Raw genomic sequence first — 17,765 nt, 5'->3', positions numbered from 1 at the left:
CGTGAAGTTTATCTTCACAATATCGACTATATCATTCGGTGGAAGCGGTGTCAATGAGAAATAGTTATTTTATACCTGCTCGTTAAATTCGATGTTTTTGACCTTAACAACAGGGGTTCGGCCATCTAAACACCTTTATTTCATATCCTTTATTAAAGTCGAAATATGGGCCATTGTATTGAACTTATTCGCATCTAGCATAGTCAATACACCTTCTAAATAGTGACTGTGGTGTTCCGTTGTTTTTACCAACGCTTGAATTGTTTTAATAATTATTTCATAATCTAACCGCTTATTATATCCTGCCACTCCCACAAGATGAACTTTGATCATTGCATAATTGACCATCAGCGTCGTATATTCTTGAAATACTTGGTTCATATCACTTGGAAATACATTTTTAAATATTGCATTTACAACATAGTTCTCAAGAATATATTCATGCTCATTAATAAATGGATAGTAATAATTGAGATAATTATGCTTATAAACTTCAACTACTTCACTTATTTCATTCCCTATTTCATCTATAGCATATCCTTCTTTTAACTCACTCAAAACCTGCTCATATCGTTTGCCTACAGTGCCATAGTTAAACCTATTTTGTAGAATTCCAAGAAGAACTTTAACTTGCAACTCAATACTTACATCAATATTGTGAATAGCCTCTAAATATTGAGTATTATTCATTTTCATACGATATTCATGAATAATATGTTCAATATCATGTACATTACCTGCTGCTAATTCCTGTTGGATGCGAGCAATAAACAACCCTAATGCAACTAAACGGTCTGGAAGTTCAACTCTGCGATTCTGTACTATCTCAATGCTAAACATTCTTATTGGCCAAAATAGATGCTGATTCGTTAATGTATCATGGGTGTTCATTTGTTGAGATATAGCCCAGTTACTAGACATATCAAATTCAACTTCGTCAAATTCAATCCCATTTTCATTTAACAGTGCCAATCTAGCCACTTCAGGACATGATAAGCTAGCAGACATCTCTAGTTGCTCATTTATCCGATTTATTTTACGAGGATATGTTGAACATGTAGGTGATAGAGCCTGCTCTCCTAATTCTAATTGAATAGAGCACAATCCGCCTGTAGTAATCATAGGGCAACGTTCATTTTCATCCATCTTAAAATAAGCATAAGAGCGGTCACTATGTAAAAACTCCGGGGTTTTTTCAATTTTCCCTTGCATCCTTGATTTAAGGTCTTTGCTCTTCGTTTTTTTATAGGATTTATAGGATTTTTTATCGAGCGTTATTGACCACCCGCTGCAGCATGTATCTTCACATGCTCCACCTATACATTCAAACTTCCTCATATAAGAGGGCATTAGTGAATTTTCAATCGTCATTATCCTGACCCTCTTTCTGCAATGTATCTACATATTTCTAGAAAAGTGATTCAAAACACCTATTGCCATAACTCCTTTTCTCTCCAAACACTTAGTGATTAGCATAAAATCTCACTAGTATTTAAAATAATGCTTCTTCTGCCAATAGAATGATACTCCACAGGGAATTGTTCAACTTCATCCAAGTGGTAACAGTTACGACCATCAAATACTATTGGCTGTTTCATTAAAGTGACGTAGCTAGATATAGGTTGATTCGTAACCTCTTCCCATTCTGTTAAAATCATGGCACAGTCCGCTTCTTGTATTGCCCCCTCAAAAGAATCCGTATATTCAACCTGATCAGGCAAGACCTTTTTAGCATTGTTTATTGCTACTGGGTCGTACGCAACAACATGTGCTCCTTCTTTTATTAGCTGATTAATTACCACAAGAGAAGCTGCTTCCCTGATATCATCCGTATTAGGTTTAAAGGCAAGCCCTAGTACTGCAACTCTCAAGCCTTTTAAAGTCCCAAAACGTATTCTTGCTTTTTTCACCAGTAAACCTTGCTGCTCGTTGTTTACTTCTATAACTGATTTGAGCAATTCAAACTCATGTTCAATATTCCCTGCAATCTGTACCAAAGCATTGGTATCCTTAGGGAAACATGAGCCGCCATAGCCAATTCCAGCCTTTAAAAATTGCCCTCCTATACGCTTATCCATCCCCATGCCATAAGCTACTTCTTCTATATCTGCGTTCAGCTTCTCACACAAATTAGATATCTCATTAATAAAACTTATTTTTGTTGCTAGAAAAGCATTTGACGCATACTTTATCATTTCTGCGCTTCGGATAGTCGTTCTATAAATAGGAATCTCGAATGGTCGATTTATTTCCTCTACAATTTCCGCTGCTTTATCACTGTCAGCACCTATTATTATTCTGTCTCCCTTAAATGTATCAAATATAGCAGAGCCCTCTCTTAAAAACTCGGGGTTGGAAACAACATCAAACGATGCAGATTTTTGTTTGTGCTCCGCAACCAAGCTTCTAAGCCTGTCGTTCGTACCAATAGGCACTGTACTCTTCGTAATAATCACCGTGTAATCTGATATACGTTTAGCAATTTCTATACCGACTTGCTCAAGAGCTTCTAAGTTAGCTGTTCCATCTCGCTTGGCAGGCGTCCCAACGGCGATATAAATAGCCTTTGCACCACTTAATCCCTCTTGAAAATCATTGGTAAAGTGCAGTCGATCCGCTGTAGTATTTTTCTGAATAAGCTCTTGAAGCCCTGGTTCATATATAGGTGATTGACCGTTCTTCAAAAGTTTGATTTTATTTATGTCTATATCTATACAAGTAACTTGATGTCCTACTTCTGAAAGACATACACCTGTCACTAATCCTACATACCCTGTGCCAATTACAGCAATTTGCATGTCCATCACTCCAAGCTACGATTATTCTAAAATCCTATCTCGTTGAAATGTAAAATCTATGTTCAGCTTGCTGCGATACCGTTCAATCTTTTAAGGAAATTATGTTAACAACTCCAAGTAACTCGGTTAGCAGTTCCTTATCCGTCCATCCTTTTTCGAATACGATATTTGCAAGTGCCTCAATATTTTGTATTGCTTCTTGACTGAAACAAGGGTTACCCAAATTATGAGCATTCTCTCTCACAATTTTAATATCTAACTTAATTTCATCCGTTAAACTCTTACCCGCATACACTAACGCACGTTCAATAAATGCTTCCAACATTAAAACTACATTGTCGGATTTAAAAACATCTTTATATATTTCACTGATTTGAACTGTACGATATAATTTTTTGAAAATAATTTGTTCGTAGTCATTTGTTTTCGCTATGATGTCATTGTACGTTACCGGACTTTGTTCCGATCCCCTTACCCCATTATGAGTTCTATATCGAACTGTTGGTACCGGCAAGTACTCCATCTCGAAATAACGAGCTAGCCTCAACCAATAATCATAATCTTGGGCTCTAATAAGTTCGACATCCCACTCTCCAATGACACGTAGGCATTCTCTTTTAAAAATAACAGTAGGCCCATGAATGAAACAGCCGCGAACTAACTGCTTAAAGTCGAGTTGCTCTGATAAAGGAGATAAATCATGAACGAGATCCACTTGATGCGTAGCTCCATTGAAACTGATCCCACGCGTGTGCACCATCCCCAAATTAGGGTTTAACTCAAATCTCTTAAGTTGAAGCTCTAGCTTTAATGGCAATGCGATATCATCATCATCAAATACCCATATAAAATCACCGTTCACATGCTTTATAGCTTCATTTACTGCCGATGATTTGCCGCCATTCTCCTTATAAATGTAGGTGATCCGATCTAAATAAGGTGCAAGCGCTTCTTTAGTTGGCTCATTAGAACCATCATCCACTACTATGACCTCAATGTTTTGATGCGTTTGCTGCAATACAGATTCTACAGAATCCGCGATATATTTACTTCTATTATAAGTAGCGATAATTACAGAAACTAATTTGTCGCTCTTAGGGAGCGTAAAAGGTTGCGGCAAAAACAATTCCTTTATATTGACCGATGTATACGGCACTTCAACATCCATGATAGGCTTTTTAACTGTGCCCATAATCCATTGGTTTGGAATATGGTCATTCCATGTTAAAGAACTGCCTATTGCATTATCAACCAGGCCATTTAATAATGGTCTCGTAAATATATTGCAGTGATCAGGGTCTGGAATGGAATAACCGTTAGGAACACTTACGATAATAGTACCACCTGGTTTACACACCCGATAAGCTTCTTGAAGTATCCTTTTGGGATCATCTACATGCTCTAGAACCTCCGCTACGACAACTGTATCGAAGATATTGTCTTCAAATTGCAACTGGTATCCATTCCCAACTTGAAAACAGCAAGTATCAATGCCAAGCTTAGCGACTTTATGCCTAGCCAAATCAATAGCAACTGGATCAACATCAACACCGAATAGGTTGCTGCCGTGACTTGCAATAAAAACGGACAAGTCTCCATTCGCACATCCGATTTCTAGAACATCCCCCTTACACAAAGGCGCTGTAACGGACATTCTAATAAGCTCAGCTTGATTACGATCTCTGCGGTAGTTATCCCACTTTTTCTTAATGTCCATATTATTAATTTGCTTCATTACTCTATTAAAATTAGCATTCAGCTGCTCTAAGGCAATCTTGCTCTGAGAAAAATACATATCTGATACTTCATGATTTCCTACTACAGCGGACAATAAGCCAAGCAATGCATTTATTTCTTCCTTATTGGACGGGTTATTCATCAACTCATTGAAACAGAGTTCATATCCGCGCTCTGGATTCCCTACAATAATTGTTTCTACAACAGAAAAAGTTAACGTAGAAGCTACAGTCATATCGTCAATTCCTTCCTTATTACCTCTATAATCATTTTTTAACTAAATAGATAATATAGATCCACATGGTCTCGTTTTTCATTTCTCTAGTTATATAGTTAATCGGTAAAAATCCGCTTTATTTCAAGAGCACAAAAAATGGTGCCTGCAAATACAGACACCATTTCTTACTGGACATATGTTTTTTCAACCGTTCATACTAAATCAAGAGTTCAGCCATATATCAGCTTTTATTAGGAACATAGGTTTTAAATGACTCCCACAGCTCCCAATTTCAACATGCTGTTTATTGTTGATATTCAAATAAGTACGTTGGAGTATGATTAAAGCAAGCTATAGCTTTGTATCCTACTGGGGACAATAAGTCATTAATCTCTATTAATTCCTTATCCGTCTCGGCTTCAATATATATGAGAGGATTATCGCGTTTAATGATCTTCGCAGCTCCCTTTAGCACTTCTATTCCCATACCCTCAACATCTATTTTGATCATATGAATCCGAGTTGTTCTATTGTAAATAACAGAATCTAATGTATCTATGAGTATTTCGCCATCCACTGATTCAACGATTCTATTCATCCCCATATTAGAATCATTCACCACATTTACATTTGCATTGGCTCTCGAACTCCCCAATGCTAGCAGATATGGAACAACTACATGCTCAATTTGGTTAAGTTGTATGTTTTTCTCGAGAATTTGATACGTAGGCAGATAAGGCTCGAAGCTATACACTTTCTGTGTATTGCATATTTTCCCGAAAAACAAACTATGATTCCCTATATTCGCACCGACATCTACTACAACAGATTGGGCAGGGAGTCTCCTTCTGATATCTTCTAACATTGGCAATTCATAAAATTGTCTTGTATTCGCCAATAAATATTGAATATGATCGGACAGATTAGGTGTACATACTTTTACTGAATAGTCGTCATATTTAATATTTGCTATTAATCCGTCACCGGTTTCTTCACCCATTAATTTTTCAAGCAATTGCATCGTTGAGTCTATTTGTTTCTCAAGAGAATAATTTCCTTCTATAAAACTATGATATTCTTCTGAATTGTATTCATCTGCTACGATTAATTGAACGGCTTCATCTATTGTATTGAACAAATACTTTTCGGGCCAAGTTTCTTTACTGAACACATAGTTGTGTATTACTGGCTTTATACCTCTTGCCATCGCTTCAGCAATTCCATATCCAAAGCTTTCATGCATCGTTGTCGAAAGCAGAATATGCTTATCTTCAAGCCAGCTCTTCATATCCATTTGAAATCCAGTAAATATTACATGTTCCTCTAACCCTAATTCTTTAATTTGATAGTTCCAATAATACTCTAACTTTTCATCTTGAAAAGCGCCTGCAATAAAAATCTTATATCTCGGATCTATACTCTTAAGTTTGGAAGCAATTTGCAAAAGCATCATTGGATTTTTTTTAGCGGACATATATCCAACATAAGCAATGTTGAAGCCATGTTCTCGATTATCCCACTTGAATTTTTTTAAATTAACTCCGTTTGGAATGGTGATAATATCCACTTGTTGTTCAATCTGAGGCACTTTATTTATTAGTATTTGTTTAAGATGATCAGCGACAACTATAAGCTTATCAACTACCATCCAATTTATACTTGCAGGCTTATTAGTAAACACTTCATAACTATGGATTCTGCAAATTATTTTTTTGTGCATGGCTACAGGTAGCTGTGAACCATATTCCAGTAATTCATCACACCATTCAAACCAACAAATGTCGGCCCACTCCATGTTTGGTTGTATTTGATCAAAATTCTGAATGATTACTTTCCTAACATCGTATATGTTGGATAAATAATCGATTGTATCATACAAAAATTTATCGCCATCTTTAATAGAGAAAAAACATAGTCTCTTCTTTTTTACTTTTTCTTCTTTTTTATGCTGTAACGTATCGAAAATATTCGCTAATTGCTTCGTTAAATATCTTCTTTCATACTTCTCTATTTGCTCAGTTACCTCGAATGAATACTCTTTTCCTTCCCACATCTTATAAAGTCTCAATATGGATTCCTTAATCCCATTGATATTGTTATAGTCTGTATTTATTCCTCTACCCGTCTGTTCAAGCAATTGCTCAGATAGACTTCCTAGAGGGGACATGGATAGTACAGGCTTATTTAAGCGTAAGTATTCAAATATTTTCCCTGGATACATGGCCTTATTTTTATCTCCAGCTCCAACTAATAGTAGTAAGACATCTGCCTCATAAGCATGCAGCAAACTTTCCTCATGTGTCATATATCCGTGGAATTGAACGATTTCTTCAAGCCCTAGAACAGCAGCATAGGCACGCCAAATTTCCTCATCTTCCGTCCAAGCAAATCCAACTTCTATTTTATCTCTTGGTATTTGATTGCTATTCACCAGTTCTGACAGTGCCTCAAAAAAGGTTTGAGGCGTCCGGATTGAATATAGTAATCCATTATGGAAAATTTTCATTTTTTCACTGGCTCGAGTATTGCTAGGTAAATTCTCAAAATCTTCTTCATCGTATCCATTTGTTATGGTTGAAATCTTACTCGGGCAAACATCAAAAATGTCTATATAGTTTTGAGTAGCAAGCGGCGTTGTAGTAATGACGTGATCCGCCGTGCGAACTAACTCCTGCTCCATTGCCAATTCCATTTTGTATTTGGGATCATCTTTTTCATAACAAGCATATGGATTATTCGTCCACTCATCACGGAAGTCAGCAATCCACGGTTTATTAAAATGCTTTTTCAATTCATAACCAATGATGTGATCCGAGTATGGTCCAGAAGTTGTATATATTAAATCAAAATCATCATATCCATATTGTTCTTTTATTTGTTTAATAGCTTTCATAGCCCATAATACATAAGCGTCTGGAAGCAAGTAATTATCAGCATAGTTATCAATGGATTCTAGAAACTCGTCCATTACTTCTTTACGGTTTACTACATTACTATACAATTGGAACAATTGAGCTATCTCATCTTGATCAGGTTGCAGCTCTGGCTCGTCTACTCTTATAATCTCGATATTATCCGGTACTTCCTTCAACAATGTGGAATCAGTAAGTGGGTATTGCGTTTTCCCTACCGTAACAACAATAGGTTCCCAACCATTTCCCTGCAGGTATTTAACAAACTTCAAAGTCCGTTGTACACCTGACCCTCCTACAGGCGGAAAAATATGTGCTACGATAAGCACTCGCTTACTACTAGCAGCAGCTAATAATTCGATTTCGCCAAGTTCACCTATTTTCTCTTTTGCTTCACTTTGAATCGTTTCATCATTTGTTAATTTTATCACTTTATCAAATTCTCTATATGCCAATGCTTTCTGACCGTTCTCAACATACACACAGCCGAGATTATAATGCAAATCAACATCTGTAGGATTGAGCTTTATCCCTTGTTTATAGCATTCAATGGCACTCAGCAAATCCCTCTCCATGTGTGCGATGATTCCTTTAAAGCAATATATACTATAGTCAACAGCATTTATTTTTTCATATTCCGTAATAATAGATTTCGCTATCTCTAATTCAAATGTTTGAATATGGTTTATTATTGTTTCTTTCAACTTCTCTTGAATGGTCGTAAGTTCATTACTAGGTCTCATCATATTGACTCCAATCTCTTAGCAAAGCACAGTGTAAAATTGCTGATGTATCTTTTATCGGTAAAAGACCTACCATGTATAACGTACTTGTTACTTTTTATCATGGTAACTTCTAATAATCACTATGTTATAAAAAAAATCAGAACCTATGCAGGCTCTGAGATATAACAATGATTTAGATTAACTACAACTTTAATATTTTAAAAAGGCTAAACCTTTCTCATTCCCTTATTGAATCCATTTCGATTGAATAGATAATTTGTTAATATCCTTAATTACTTGTAACCGCGCTTCTGTATTTGACGTTCTCCAAATGGGATACAAGGTTTCCATACTTGAATGAATACGATTAGCCTGTTTGTAATAATAATTTGCGTCTTCTATACTTCCTATTCTCTCCAACGATTTACCGGCTAACATATAAACCTTATAGTTCACATCATTGCTACTACTTTCAGTTATTATATCTAACGCAAGTTCGTAGAAACCAAAATCAAAAAATTGTTCACTTGCAGTATATCTAAGTTCAGCATTTAACTCGGAACGCATCAATCGTTCTATTTCATCATATTTTTGAAGATGCAGCAAATCTTTAACTAATTGTCTCCACAGGCCAATTACTATAGGAGAATATTCGCTTTCTTTAATTGATCCGCCCATCAATAGACTGTCAAGCCATTTCGAATCCGCTTGATCCAAGCCCAGCTTATTTTTATATCTATCCCATAATCCAGCATTGTTCTGAAGGACACTCAATAATACAATATCGTATATCGATTCTATATTCATACTCTGTTCATGTTCGAGCAATTTCCAACCAGCTTGCTCATAGCTGCCTCGAATAATATGCACAAACACAGATGCTGGGTAGGCTACATTTATTTTTAAATGGTAAAGGAACTGTGAGAGCACAGGATGTCTTACGGTATACAAATGATTGATAATAGCGACATAGCGATTGTGGTCTTGTGGCCATAATTGAATCAATAAGTCTAGTAGTATAACCGGATTCGTATTAAGATGTACATTCAATAGCCTTTCTAATAAAGCCATGGAATCAGGAGCTGCCTGAATTGCACGAACAAGATAGCGATTAGCTTGTTCCCTATCACCCTCATTCATATAAATGCTAGCTAACTGCTCCCATGCTAAAAAGGTATTTGCTCCTTCATAATGATGAAGCTCTTGCACGATAGTGTCTTCATCAATTTCAGTACATGCTATGAAGCATCTTTCCGCATCTTTGAAATAGCCAACATGCATATATGCCATTCCAAGAACGTAATGTAGAGTCGATGACTCCGAATATATCTGTACGATATCTTCGCCTATTTGTATAGCCTCTTCCACTCTGTTTAATTCCATTAAACAGAACATGATTTCAAGCACTACCTTTTTGGAGAAGGTGTAATTACTCCCCAAGGAATAAGATTTCTTGAAAGCTTCCAAAGCGTTCGTATAATTCTCTTCCATCATATACTGTGAACCAAGGTTATGGTAATTAAATGCACTTGGATCTTTTTCGATTTCGTTCATAATAATGGTTCTGTTGCGTTGAATTTTCCCCTTCGAAGCAACAACTTCATCCTGATACCCGTCATGATCAATCATACAAGATAGCAATGCCCAGGTCTCTTCGTCTGGATTTACCTTGATTTGTTCATGCAAAGCACCTTCATATTTATATTCAGGAATATTTCTGAATAATCGTATAAATTGATGAACCATAAAATTGCCTGAAGCAAGCTTGTTCCTTATTCGAATTTGATAAAAATCTTTATCTAAACCTGAGCGAATATCATTATTATCATCAACCAAAACCTCATCGGCGTCTAATTGAAGAATATAATTAGATGTTGCATGTTGAATAGCAAAGTTACGCGCTTCCGAAAAATTTTCATTCCAATCGAAGTCATAGATTCGATTAGTATATTTACTGGCTATATATTTGGTCTGATCCGTGGATCCAGTATCGACAATTATAATTTCATCCACAATACCTTCAACACTTTTCAAACAACGTTCTAAATATTGCTCCTCATTTTTGACAATCATACACAATGAAACAGTACTTGATGGCATTATTCATACCTTCCTCTTGTTTAATATTCTGTCAATACTGTCTCTAGCCTGCTCAAAACCAATTGAAAGACTTTTCTCATAATAGGACAGAGCACTCTTTTCATCGCCTGTAACCTCACAATAAAGCCCTAAGTTATATAGTGCTTTGAAACTCCCTACTCCTACTACTGTCTCATAAATTGGATTTGTTACTTCTCCTAGTTCCAAACAGCTCATCATCGCTTGCGGAATGAGAGGAAACCATTCAGGATTTTTAGACTCTATCAGACCCGTACCGTACATATAATATACATCGGTAAAGTCCGGGTACAATTCAATAGCCTCCCCAACACATTCAAAGAATCTTGTCCATTTCTTTAATTTGATGTGAGAGTATCCTAGATGTAAATATACACTGCTTAAATACGGCGGCATACTCTTGGAGACTAACGCCATACATCTCTCCAATGCATCCTCTGCCTTCTCAAAATCTTTCATTACATAGTATGTTCTTCCAATTTGAAACCACGTATATCCATCGTCAGGATTATCTCGCAGACATTGAAAAAGCAGATCAAGATTTCGGTTGTACTTATTTTTTTCGATAATTTCTTGCTCTTGATAGCCATAATGTTCAAGAACAATACCCGAGTCGTATTTATGAATCATCTTACTGCTAGACTCCAATTGTTCATGTATTCTGCCCACATATTTATAAGACGCTGAATTAGGAAACAGTCTTACAATCGACGATTCAGATATCTCTCCAGACTGAGTATAACTTTGTATCTTTACCTGTGCTGCACTATCCGACCGTCCCATCATCTGTTCTAATAAGCGTTGCAACACTTTGCTATCAAATGTACCAAGACGCTCATCCGCGTCCATAACAAAAATAAACGGCTGGGTCGCATAAGATATGCATGTATTTCTCATGCTTGCAAAGTCATTGTCCCACACTTCAACAAATACACGCGCTCCTAAACGTTCTGCCAATGAAACAGTATCATCTGTAGAGCCCGTATCAAGCACAATGATTTCATTTACTAAAGACTTCACGGATTCCAATGCAGCTACAATATGTTTTTCTTCATTTTTGACTATCATACACAATGAAATAGGAAACAATCTATTTACCTCCTTTAAGTAGAAAGAGAGCAGGTGCAAAGCACCTGCTCATTCCACTTCCTTACTGGTACGTATAACCATTGCTCAACGTGTGTGATGTTCCGTTGTTATTAACAACTTTCACTTCTACTTGCCCTGCTGTTGAACTTGCTGGAACTCTAATTTCTATTTGCGTTGGAGACATATAGTAACTCTCTGCTAGTACTCCGTTAACAAATACTTTCGTAGAACTTTCGAAATTAGTTCCTCGAACATAAATCCAATTTCCACCTCTGACACTACCACGATTAGGACTAACTTCAGTAATGTTTGGTGTCTTCAATTGGATTTCAGTATACGTAAAGCCATTATCAAGTTTTGCTTGACCATTTTTATTCACGACTTTAACTTCTACAGATCCAGCATTTGCATTTGCTGGTACTCTCACTTCAAGATCTGTTTTAGACAAGTACCATGTTTCCGCAGCAACACCATTAATAAAGGCCTTCGTATCTCCATCGAAATTCGTTCCTTTAATAATAATCCAGTAGCCACCTGTCTTAGTACCACTGTTAGGCGTTACACCTGCTATAGTTGGTGCATTTGCATTATTGCTGCTTGGTTCTTTATAAGTGAACTTTTGTTGAGCTGTCACAGCTCCGCCATCTCTGTTCACAACTTTAACATCTACTGCTCCTATTGTAGGGCTTGCTGGTACTTTTACTTCAAGTAAAGTCGAAGACAACAACCAAGTCTCAGAATCTACTCCATTAATAGAGACTTTAACTCCATCTTTAAAGTTTGTTCCTTCTACCTTAATCCAATAACCACCTGTCTTCACTCCTTCATTTGGAGTTAGAGCAGTGACTGTCGGTCCTACAATTACTGGCTCTTCATACGTAAACGATTGTGACAATGTTGCATCTTTGCCGTTGCCAATAACTACTCTTACGTCTACCGTTCCTGCTGTTGCTCTTGCTGGTACAGCCGCACGAAGCTCAGTTCCAGAACGGAATGTTGTTGTTGCTTCTACCCCATCAATAAATACCTTAGATTGTGCATCGAAGTTTGTTCCTGTTACAACAACCTCATAGCCGCCTCTTGTTAAGCCTTTATTTGGTGCTATAGCTATCACTGTTGGTTGAATAGCTGCTGGCTCTGTGTAAGTGAAGCCTTTATCCAGCTTACCTGTTCCGCTATCTGGATTTGTAACTTCTACATCTACTGCTCCTGCTATTGCACTTGCTGGTACTCTTACATCCAACGCTGTGCTCGAAATATAATAACTTTCGCTAGCGACACCATTAATCGTAACTTTGATACCTTCTTTAAAGTTGGTTCCCACTGCTTTAATCCAGTAGCCACCTGCTTTTAATCCCTCATTTGGTGTTACACTTGTTACCGTAGGAGACACGATTACTGGTGCTTCATACGTAAACGATTGTGCCAATGTTGCATCTTTGCCGTTGCCAATAACTACTCTTACATCTACTATTCCTGCTGTTGTTGCTGCTGGTACAGCCGCACGAAGCTCAGTTGCGGAACGGAATGTTGTTGTTGCCTCCACTCCACCAATAAATACCTTGGATTGTGGATCAAAGTTTGTTCCTGTTACAACAACCTCATAGCCACCTCTTGTTAAGCCTTTATTTGGTGCTACAGCTGTCACTGTTGGTTGAACAGCTGCTGGCTCTGTATACGTGAAACCTTTACCCAGTTTGCCTGTTCCAGTATCCGGATTCAAAGCTTCTACATCTACTGCTCCTGCTACTGTACTTGCTGGTACTCTTACATCCAATGCTGTACTCGAAATGAAATAACTTTCAGTTGCTACACCATTAATGGTAACCTTTGTTCCTTCATTAAAGTTTGTACCCACTACCTTAATCCAATAGCCACCTGCTTTTAGTCCCTCATTTGGCGTTACACTTGTTACCGTAGGAGGTACGATTACTGGCTCTTCATACGTAAACGATTGTGACAATGTTGCATCTTTGCCATTGCCAATAACCACTCTTACATCTACTGTTCCTGCTGTTGTTGTTGCTGGTACAGCCGCTCGAAGCTCAGTTGCGGAACGGAATGTTGTTGTTGCCTCCACTCCACCGATAAACACCTTCGATTGTGCATCGAAGTTTGTTCCTGTTACAACAACCTCGTAGCCGCCTTTCGTCAAACCTTTATTTGGTGCTACGGCTGTTACAGTTGGTTCAATCACTGCTGGTTCTGTATACGTAAAGCCTTTATCCAGTTTTCCACTTCCAGTATCTGGATTCAAAACCTCTACATCTACTGCTCCTGCTACTGTACTTGCTGGTACTCTTACATCCAACTCTGTTTTAGAAACGAAAAACTTCTCAGGTACTGTTACACCATTAATAGTAACTTTCGTTCCTTGTTCGAAGTTCGTTCCCACTACTTTAATCCAGTAGCCGCCTGCTTTTAACCCCTCATTTGGCGTTACACTTGTTACCGTTGGAGGCACGATTACTGGCTCTTCATACGTAAAGGATTGTGACAATGTTGCATCTTTGCCATTGCCAATAACCACTCTTACATCTACTGTTCCTGCTGTTGCTCTTGCTGGTACAACCGCTCGAAGCTCAGTTGCAGAACGGAATGTCGTTGTTGTTTCTACTCCACCGATAGACACCTTTGATTGCGGATCAAAGTTTGTTCCCGTTACAACAACTTCATAGCCGCCTTTCGTCAAGCCTTTGTTCGGCGCTATGCCAGTCACTGTTGGTAGAATATCTGCTGGATCTGTATACGTGAAGCCCTTTTCCAGCTTGCCTGTTCCTCCATCTGGATTCACAGCTTCTACATCTACTGCTCCTGCTAATGCACTTGCTGGTACTCTTACATCCAGCTCTGTTTTAGAAACAAAAAACTTCTCTGCTGCTACACCATTAAAGGTAACTTTCGTACCTTGTTCGAAGTTCGTTCCCACTACCTTAGTCCAATAGCCGCCTGTTTTCAGTCCCTCATTTGGTGTTACACTTGTTACTGTTGGAGGCACGATTACTGGCTCTTCATACGTAAACGATTGTGTCAATGTTGCATCTTTTCCGTTGCCAATAACTACTCTCACATCTACTGTTCCTGCTGTTGCTCTTGCCGGTACAACGGCACGAAGCTCAGTTCCAGAACGGAATGTCGTCGTTGTTTCTACTCCACCGATAAACACCTTTGATTGTGCATCAAAGTTTGTTCCCATTACGACAACTTCATAGCCGCCTTTCGTCAAACCTTTGTTCGGCGCTATAGCTGTCACTGTTGGAAGAACATCTGCTGGATCTGTATACGTGAAGCCTTTTTCCAGCTTGCCTGTTCCACCATCTGGATTTGTAGCTTCCACATCTACTGCTCCTGCTAATGCACTTGCTGGTACTCTTACATCCAACTCTGTTTTAGAAACGAACGTTTTTCCAGGCACTGCTACACCATTAATGGTAACCTTCGTTCCCTCTTCAAAGTTCGTTCCCACTACTTTAATCCAGTAGCCGCCTGCCTTTAATCCCTTATTTGGAGTTACACTTGTTACTGTTGGCGCTTCTTTAACAGGAGGTTTGTTATAAGTAAATCCTCCCGTAGAGATAACTTCTCCACCCGAGCCGTTTACAATCTTAACGTCAACTGGTCCGAATACTTGACTTCTAGGCACTTGTGCTTCAATTGAGCTTTCTGACAAGAACATAGAATTAACTAATACGTTATTAATGTACACTTTTGAACTTGGTTCAAACTTGGTTCCATTAATAACAACCCAGTACAGACCAGACATTTCACCTGTATTAGGTGTGATGCTCGTTATTGTCGGTTGCGGTGGAGCTACGTACGTAAACGCATTAGTTGCGATTGTACTTCTACCATAAGCATCTTTAATTTCGATATTTACAGCCTCAGCCTTTGCCCAAGGAACCGTTCTCAATGTAATTTCAGTTGCTGTAACAGATTCAAAAAGAACTTTTGTTTGATTAAAGAATATTTCCATACCTTTTGTGAAATTCTTACCTGTAATCGTTACAGTAGTACCACCCATCATAGATCCTTGTGCAGGTCGTACTGAATCAATAATTGCCTTTTCAGGCAGCTCAAAAGTAAATCCATCTTTCAAAATAAATTGTTGCCCATCTGGATTTACGATTTTCACATCAACTGGACCAACTTTATTCCCTTCGGGTGTCTGGAATCCAACACTCTTAGAATCGTAGACAGTTACTCCTGTTACTAGAGCATCATTCAAATAAACTTTTGCACCTTGTTGGAAATGATCACCTTGCATCATAACAGACGTTCTTGCTGTTACAGATCCCTTATTTGGTGTCAATCCCGTAATTTGAGGCGCAGGATATATATATTCGTATCCCTTTGCTAAAGCAGCTTCTTGACCGTCAGGGTTCACTACTTTTACATCTACTGCTCCCGCTGTAGTCCCAGCAGGTACAGTTGCTTGAATAGATGTAGTAGATTCAAACTGTGCAGCTGCCTTTTTATTCCCAAAGTATACTTGCACACCATCGACAAATTTGGCGCCTGTGATCTTTGCAACTTCTCCACCAGCGATTACACCTTTATTAGGAGAAATAGAAGTAACCAAAGGCCCCCCCACATAAGTGTACGCATCTGCCAATGTTACTGTAGTATTATCGGGATTCGTAACTGTAATGGATACTAATCCTTCCTTTTGCGCTGCTGGAACGGTAACTTTTACTTCTGTAGCAGTTACGGATACAGTTGTGGCAGCTTGTCCACCAATCGTGACTTTAGCACCATTCATAAAATGGCTACCTTTAAGCACAATTTGATTTTCGCCCTTTACTGGGCCAACATTTGGTGTTACAGATTCAATAATTGGATTAGCATAGTAATCATATTTATTTACTGCAACTTGTCCATCTGGATTCGTTACCTTAACTTCAACAGTTCCTTGCGTACCTGCTGGAGCTGTGACTACAAGCTTTTCAGGAGTAACAAACTGCACGTTCGCAATTTCATTATTACCGAAAGATACCTTGGATCCAGACTTGAAGTTTGTTCCATGTATCGTAACCGTTTCTCCACCTTGGATAAGGCCTTTATTGGGATCAAGGGAAGTTATAGTAGGTCCATATAGAGATACATCAACTGTAGGCTGCTCTAATTGATAGCTTTGTAGTTGATTTAGATGATCTTTGTAACTAACTTGGATAGGGCTGGCTCCTAGCGAGAACTTACCAGCAGGGGTACCCTTTTTATGCTTGACCTTGAAAGTTAAAGTCAATAGATCCTCTTTAAGTTCATTAAAATTCCATGTCATTTTATTTCCTACTACTGTTGGAGCAGGAATATTATGCTCGTATGATCCAGGAACAATCTCAAATTCAGGAGATATAATATCTTCAATTACTACATCATACGCACTTGCTATACCAATTTCTTTTGAAATTGTCTCATATACTTGCTTTAATTTCTCAGAACTGTATTCGATGTAATGATGTTTCTCTGTAGTTGCCATGTTTTTCATCAGTTGCTTGATGCTAGCTTCGTCTTTACCGCCTTTGGTTACTAGACCAACTGTGTAGAAAACGATACCTTCTTTTTTAGCAGCCTCAGCCTCTCGAAGTGCATCAGGGAAAGAATTAGCTGCACCATCAGTCATTAATACAATTACTGGCTGTGCATCTGGGCGTCCATTTTTTAGTTCTGCTCGTGCTTTCGCAATAGCGTCATGCGTTGCTGTGCCGCCATTTGCGATTAAAGTCCCTATGTAATCATTAAGTTCCTTAACATTTGTAGATAGCGGCTTCGTGTTAGCCGAACTACTGTAGTCCACCACAGCAACTTGATGCTTAGTCATGTCAATCATGCTAACAAAATGCTGTGCCGCCTCTTTAGCATTGCTCATTTTATCTACGCCATTGTTCTCAGGATATCCTGGCGCCATACTTCCGGAGCGGTCAATAACGAGAATAACATCATTTGGTTTCACATAACCAACTGGTGGACTTCCCTTTACCTGAAGGCTTATTTCCGCTTCTCCCCCCTCTTTAATTGCAATAGGGGCTACAGACTTGTTAACTGCTACGGTATGGCTTCCTGTTAATGCGGAAACTGAAGAAAGTGGTAGGCTAGTAAATGCTAAAATGAAAACTAGCAGCATACTTAGCCATTTCGACTTAGATACACGCACAATAGTTCCTCCTATATT

The 17,765-nt window shown here is 38.2% G+C and carries 7 protein-coding genes; all 7 read right to left on the bottom strand.

Annotated features, from left to right (window positions below; all coding sequences use genetic code 11):
* Positions 1 to 135 precede the first annotated feature (135 nt).
* The 7 genes from fliB to NQ117_RS13930 all read right to left on the bottom strand — a co-directional run bounded on the left by fliB (position 136) and on the right by NQ117_RS13930 (position 17,747).
* Positions 136 to 1,371 carry a flagellin lysine-N-methylase gene (fliB, locus tag NQ117_RS13960; RefSeq protein WP_258278634.1) on the bottom strand — a complete coding sequence of 412 codons (1,236 nt, stop codon included), beginning with the start codon at positions 1,369 to 1,371 and terminating at the stop codon, positions 136 to 138.
* Positions 1,372 to 1,469: 98 nt separating this feature from the next.
* On the bottom strand, positions 1,470 to 2,798 hold the full coding sequence (locus NQ117_RS13955; protein ID WP_258278633.1) for a UDP-glucose dehydrogenase family protein: 1,329 nt from the start codon (positions 2,796 to 2,798) through the stop codon (positions 1,470 to 1,472).
* Between the two features lie 82 nt (positions 2,799 to 2,880).
* Positions 2,881 to 4,770 carry a glycosyltransferase gene (locus NQ117_RS13950; protein WP_258278632.1) on the bottom strand — a complete coding sequence of 630 codons (1,890 nt, stop codon included), beginning with the start codon at positions 4,768 to 4,770 and terminating at the stop codon, positions 2,881 to 2,883.
* 286 nt (positions 4,771 to 5,056) lie between these two features.
* Positions 5,057 to 8,410, bottom strand: a complete 3,354-nt coding sequence (locus NQ117_RS13945) for an FkbM family methyltransferase (protein WP_258278631.1) — start codon at positions 8,408 to 8,410, stop codon at positions 5,057 to 5,059.
* A 225-nt stretch (positions 8,411 to 8,635) separates the two neighbouring features.
* Positions 8,636 to 10,489 carry a tetratricopeptide repeat-containing glycosyltransferase family 2 protein gene (locus NQ117_RS13940; RefSeq protein WP_258278630.1) on the bottom strand — a complete coding sequence of 618 codons (1,854 nt, stop codon included), beginning with the start codon at positions 10,487 to 10,489 and terminating at the stop codon, positions 8,636 to 8,638.
* Between the two features lie 3 nt (positions 10,490 to 10,492).
* Complete coding sequence (locus tag NQ117_RS13935) at positions 10,493 to 11,596, bottom strand: glycosyltransferase (protein WP_258278629.1); 1,104 nt, start codon at positions 11,594 to 11,596, stop codon at positions 10,493 to 10,495.
* Positions 11,597 to 11,657: 61 nt separating this feature from the next.
* A complete protein-coding gene (locus NQ117_RS13930) occupies positions 11,658 to 17,747 on the bottom strand; it encodes an IPT/TIG domain-containing protein (protein WP_258278628.1) in 6,090 nt (2,029 codons plus the stop codon).
* Positions 17,748 to 17,765 lie beyond the last annotated feature (18 nt).

This window comes from Paenibacillus sp. SC116 (assembly GCF_024733555.1).
Taxonomy (GTDB): Bacteria; Bacillota; Bacilli; order Paenibacillales; family Paenibacillaceae; genus Paenibacillus_B.
Note: the sequence above shows the minus strand (reverse complement) of the source record. Positions and strands in the feature narration are given on the sequence as shown.

Excerpts from the sequence above, each read along its gene's own strand:
- NQ117_RS13955 (WP_258278633.1), bottom strand. The coding sequence starts at position 2,798 with ATGCAAATTGCTGTAATTGGCACAGGGTATGTAGGATTAGTGACAGGT.
- NQ117_RS13950 (WP_258278632.1), bottom strand. The coding sequence starts at position 4,770 with ATGACTGTAGCTTCTACGTTAACTTTTTCTGTTGTAGAAACAATTATT.
- fliB (WP_258278634.1), bottom strand. The coding sequence starts at position 1,371 with ATGACGATTGAAAATTCACTAATGCCCTCTTATATGAGGAAGTTTGAA.
- NQ117_RS13945 (WP_258278631.1), bottom strand. The coding sequence starts at position 8,410 with ATGATGAGACCTAGTAATGAACTTACGACCATTCAAGAGAAGTTGAAA.
- NQ117_RS13940 (WP_258278630.1), bottom strand. The coding sequence starts at position 10,489 with ATGCCATCAAGTACTGTTTCATTGTGTATGATTGTCAAAAATGAGGAG.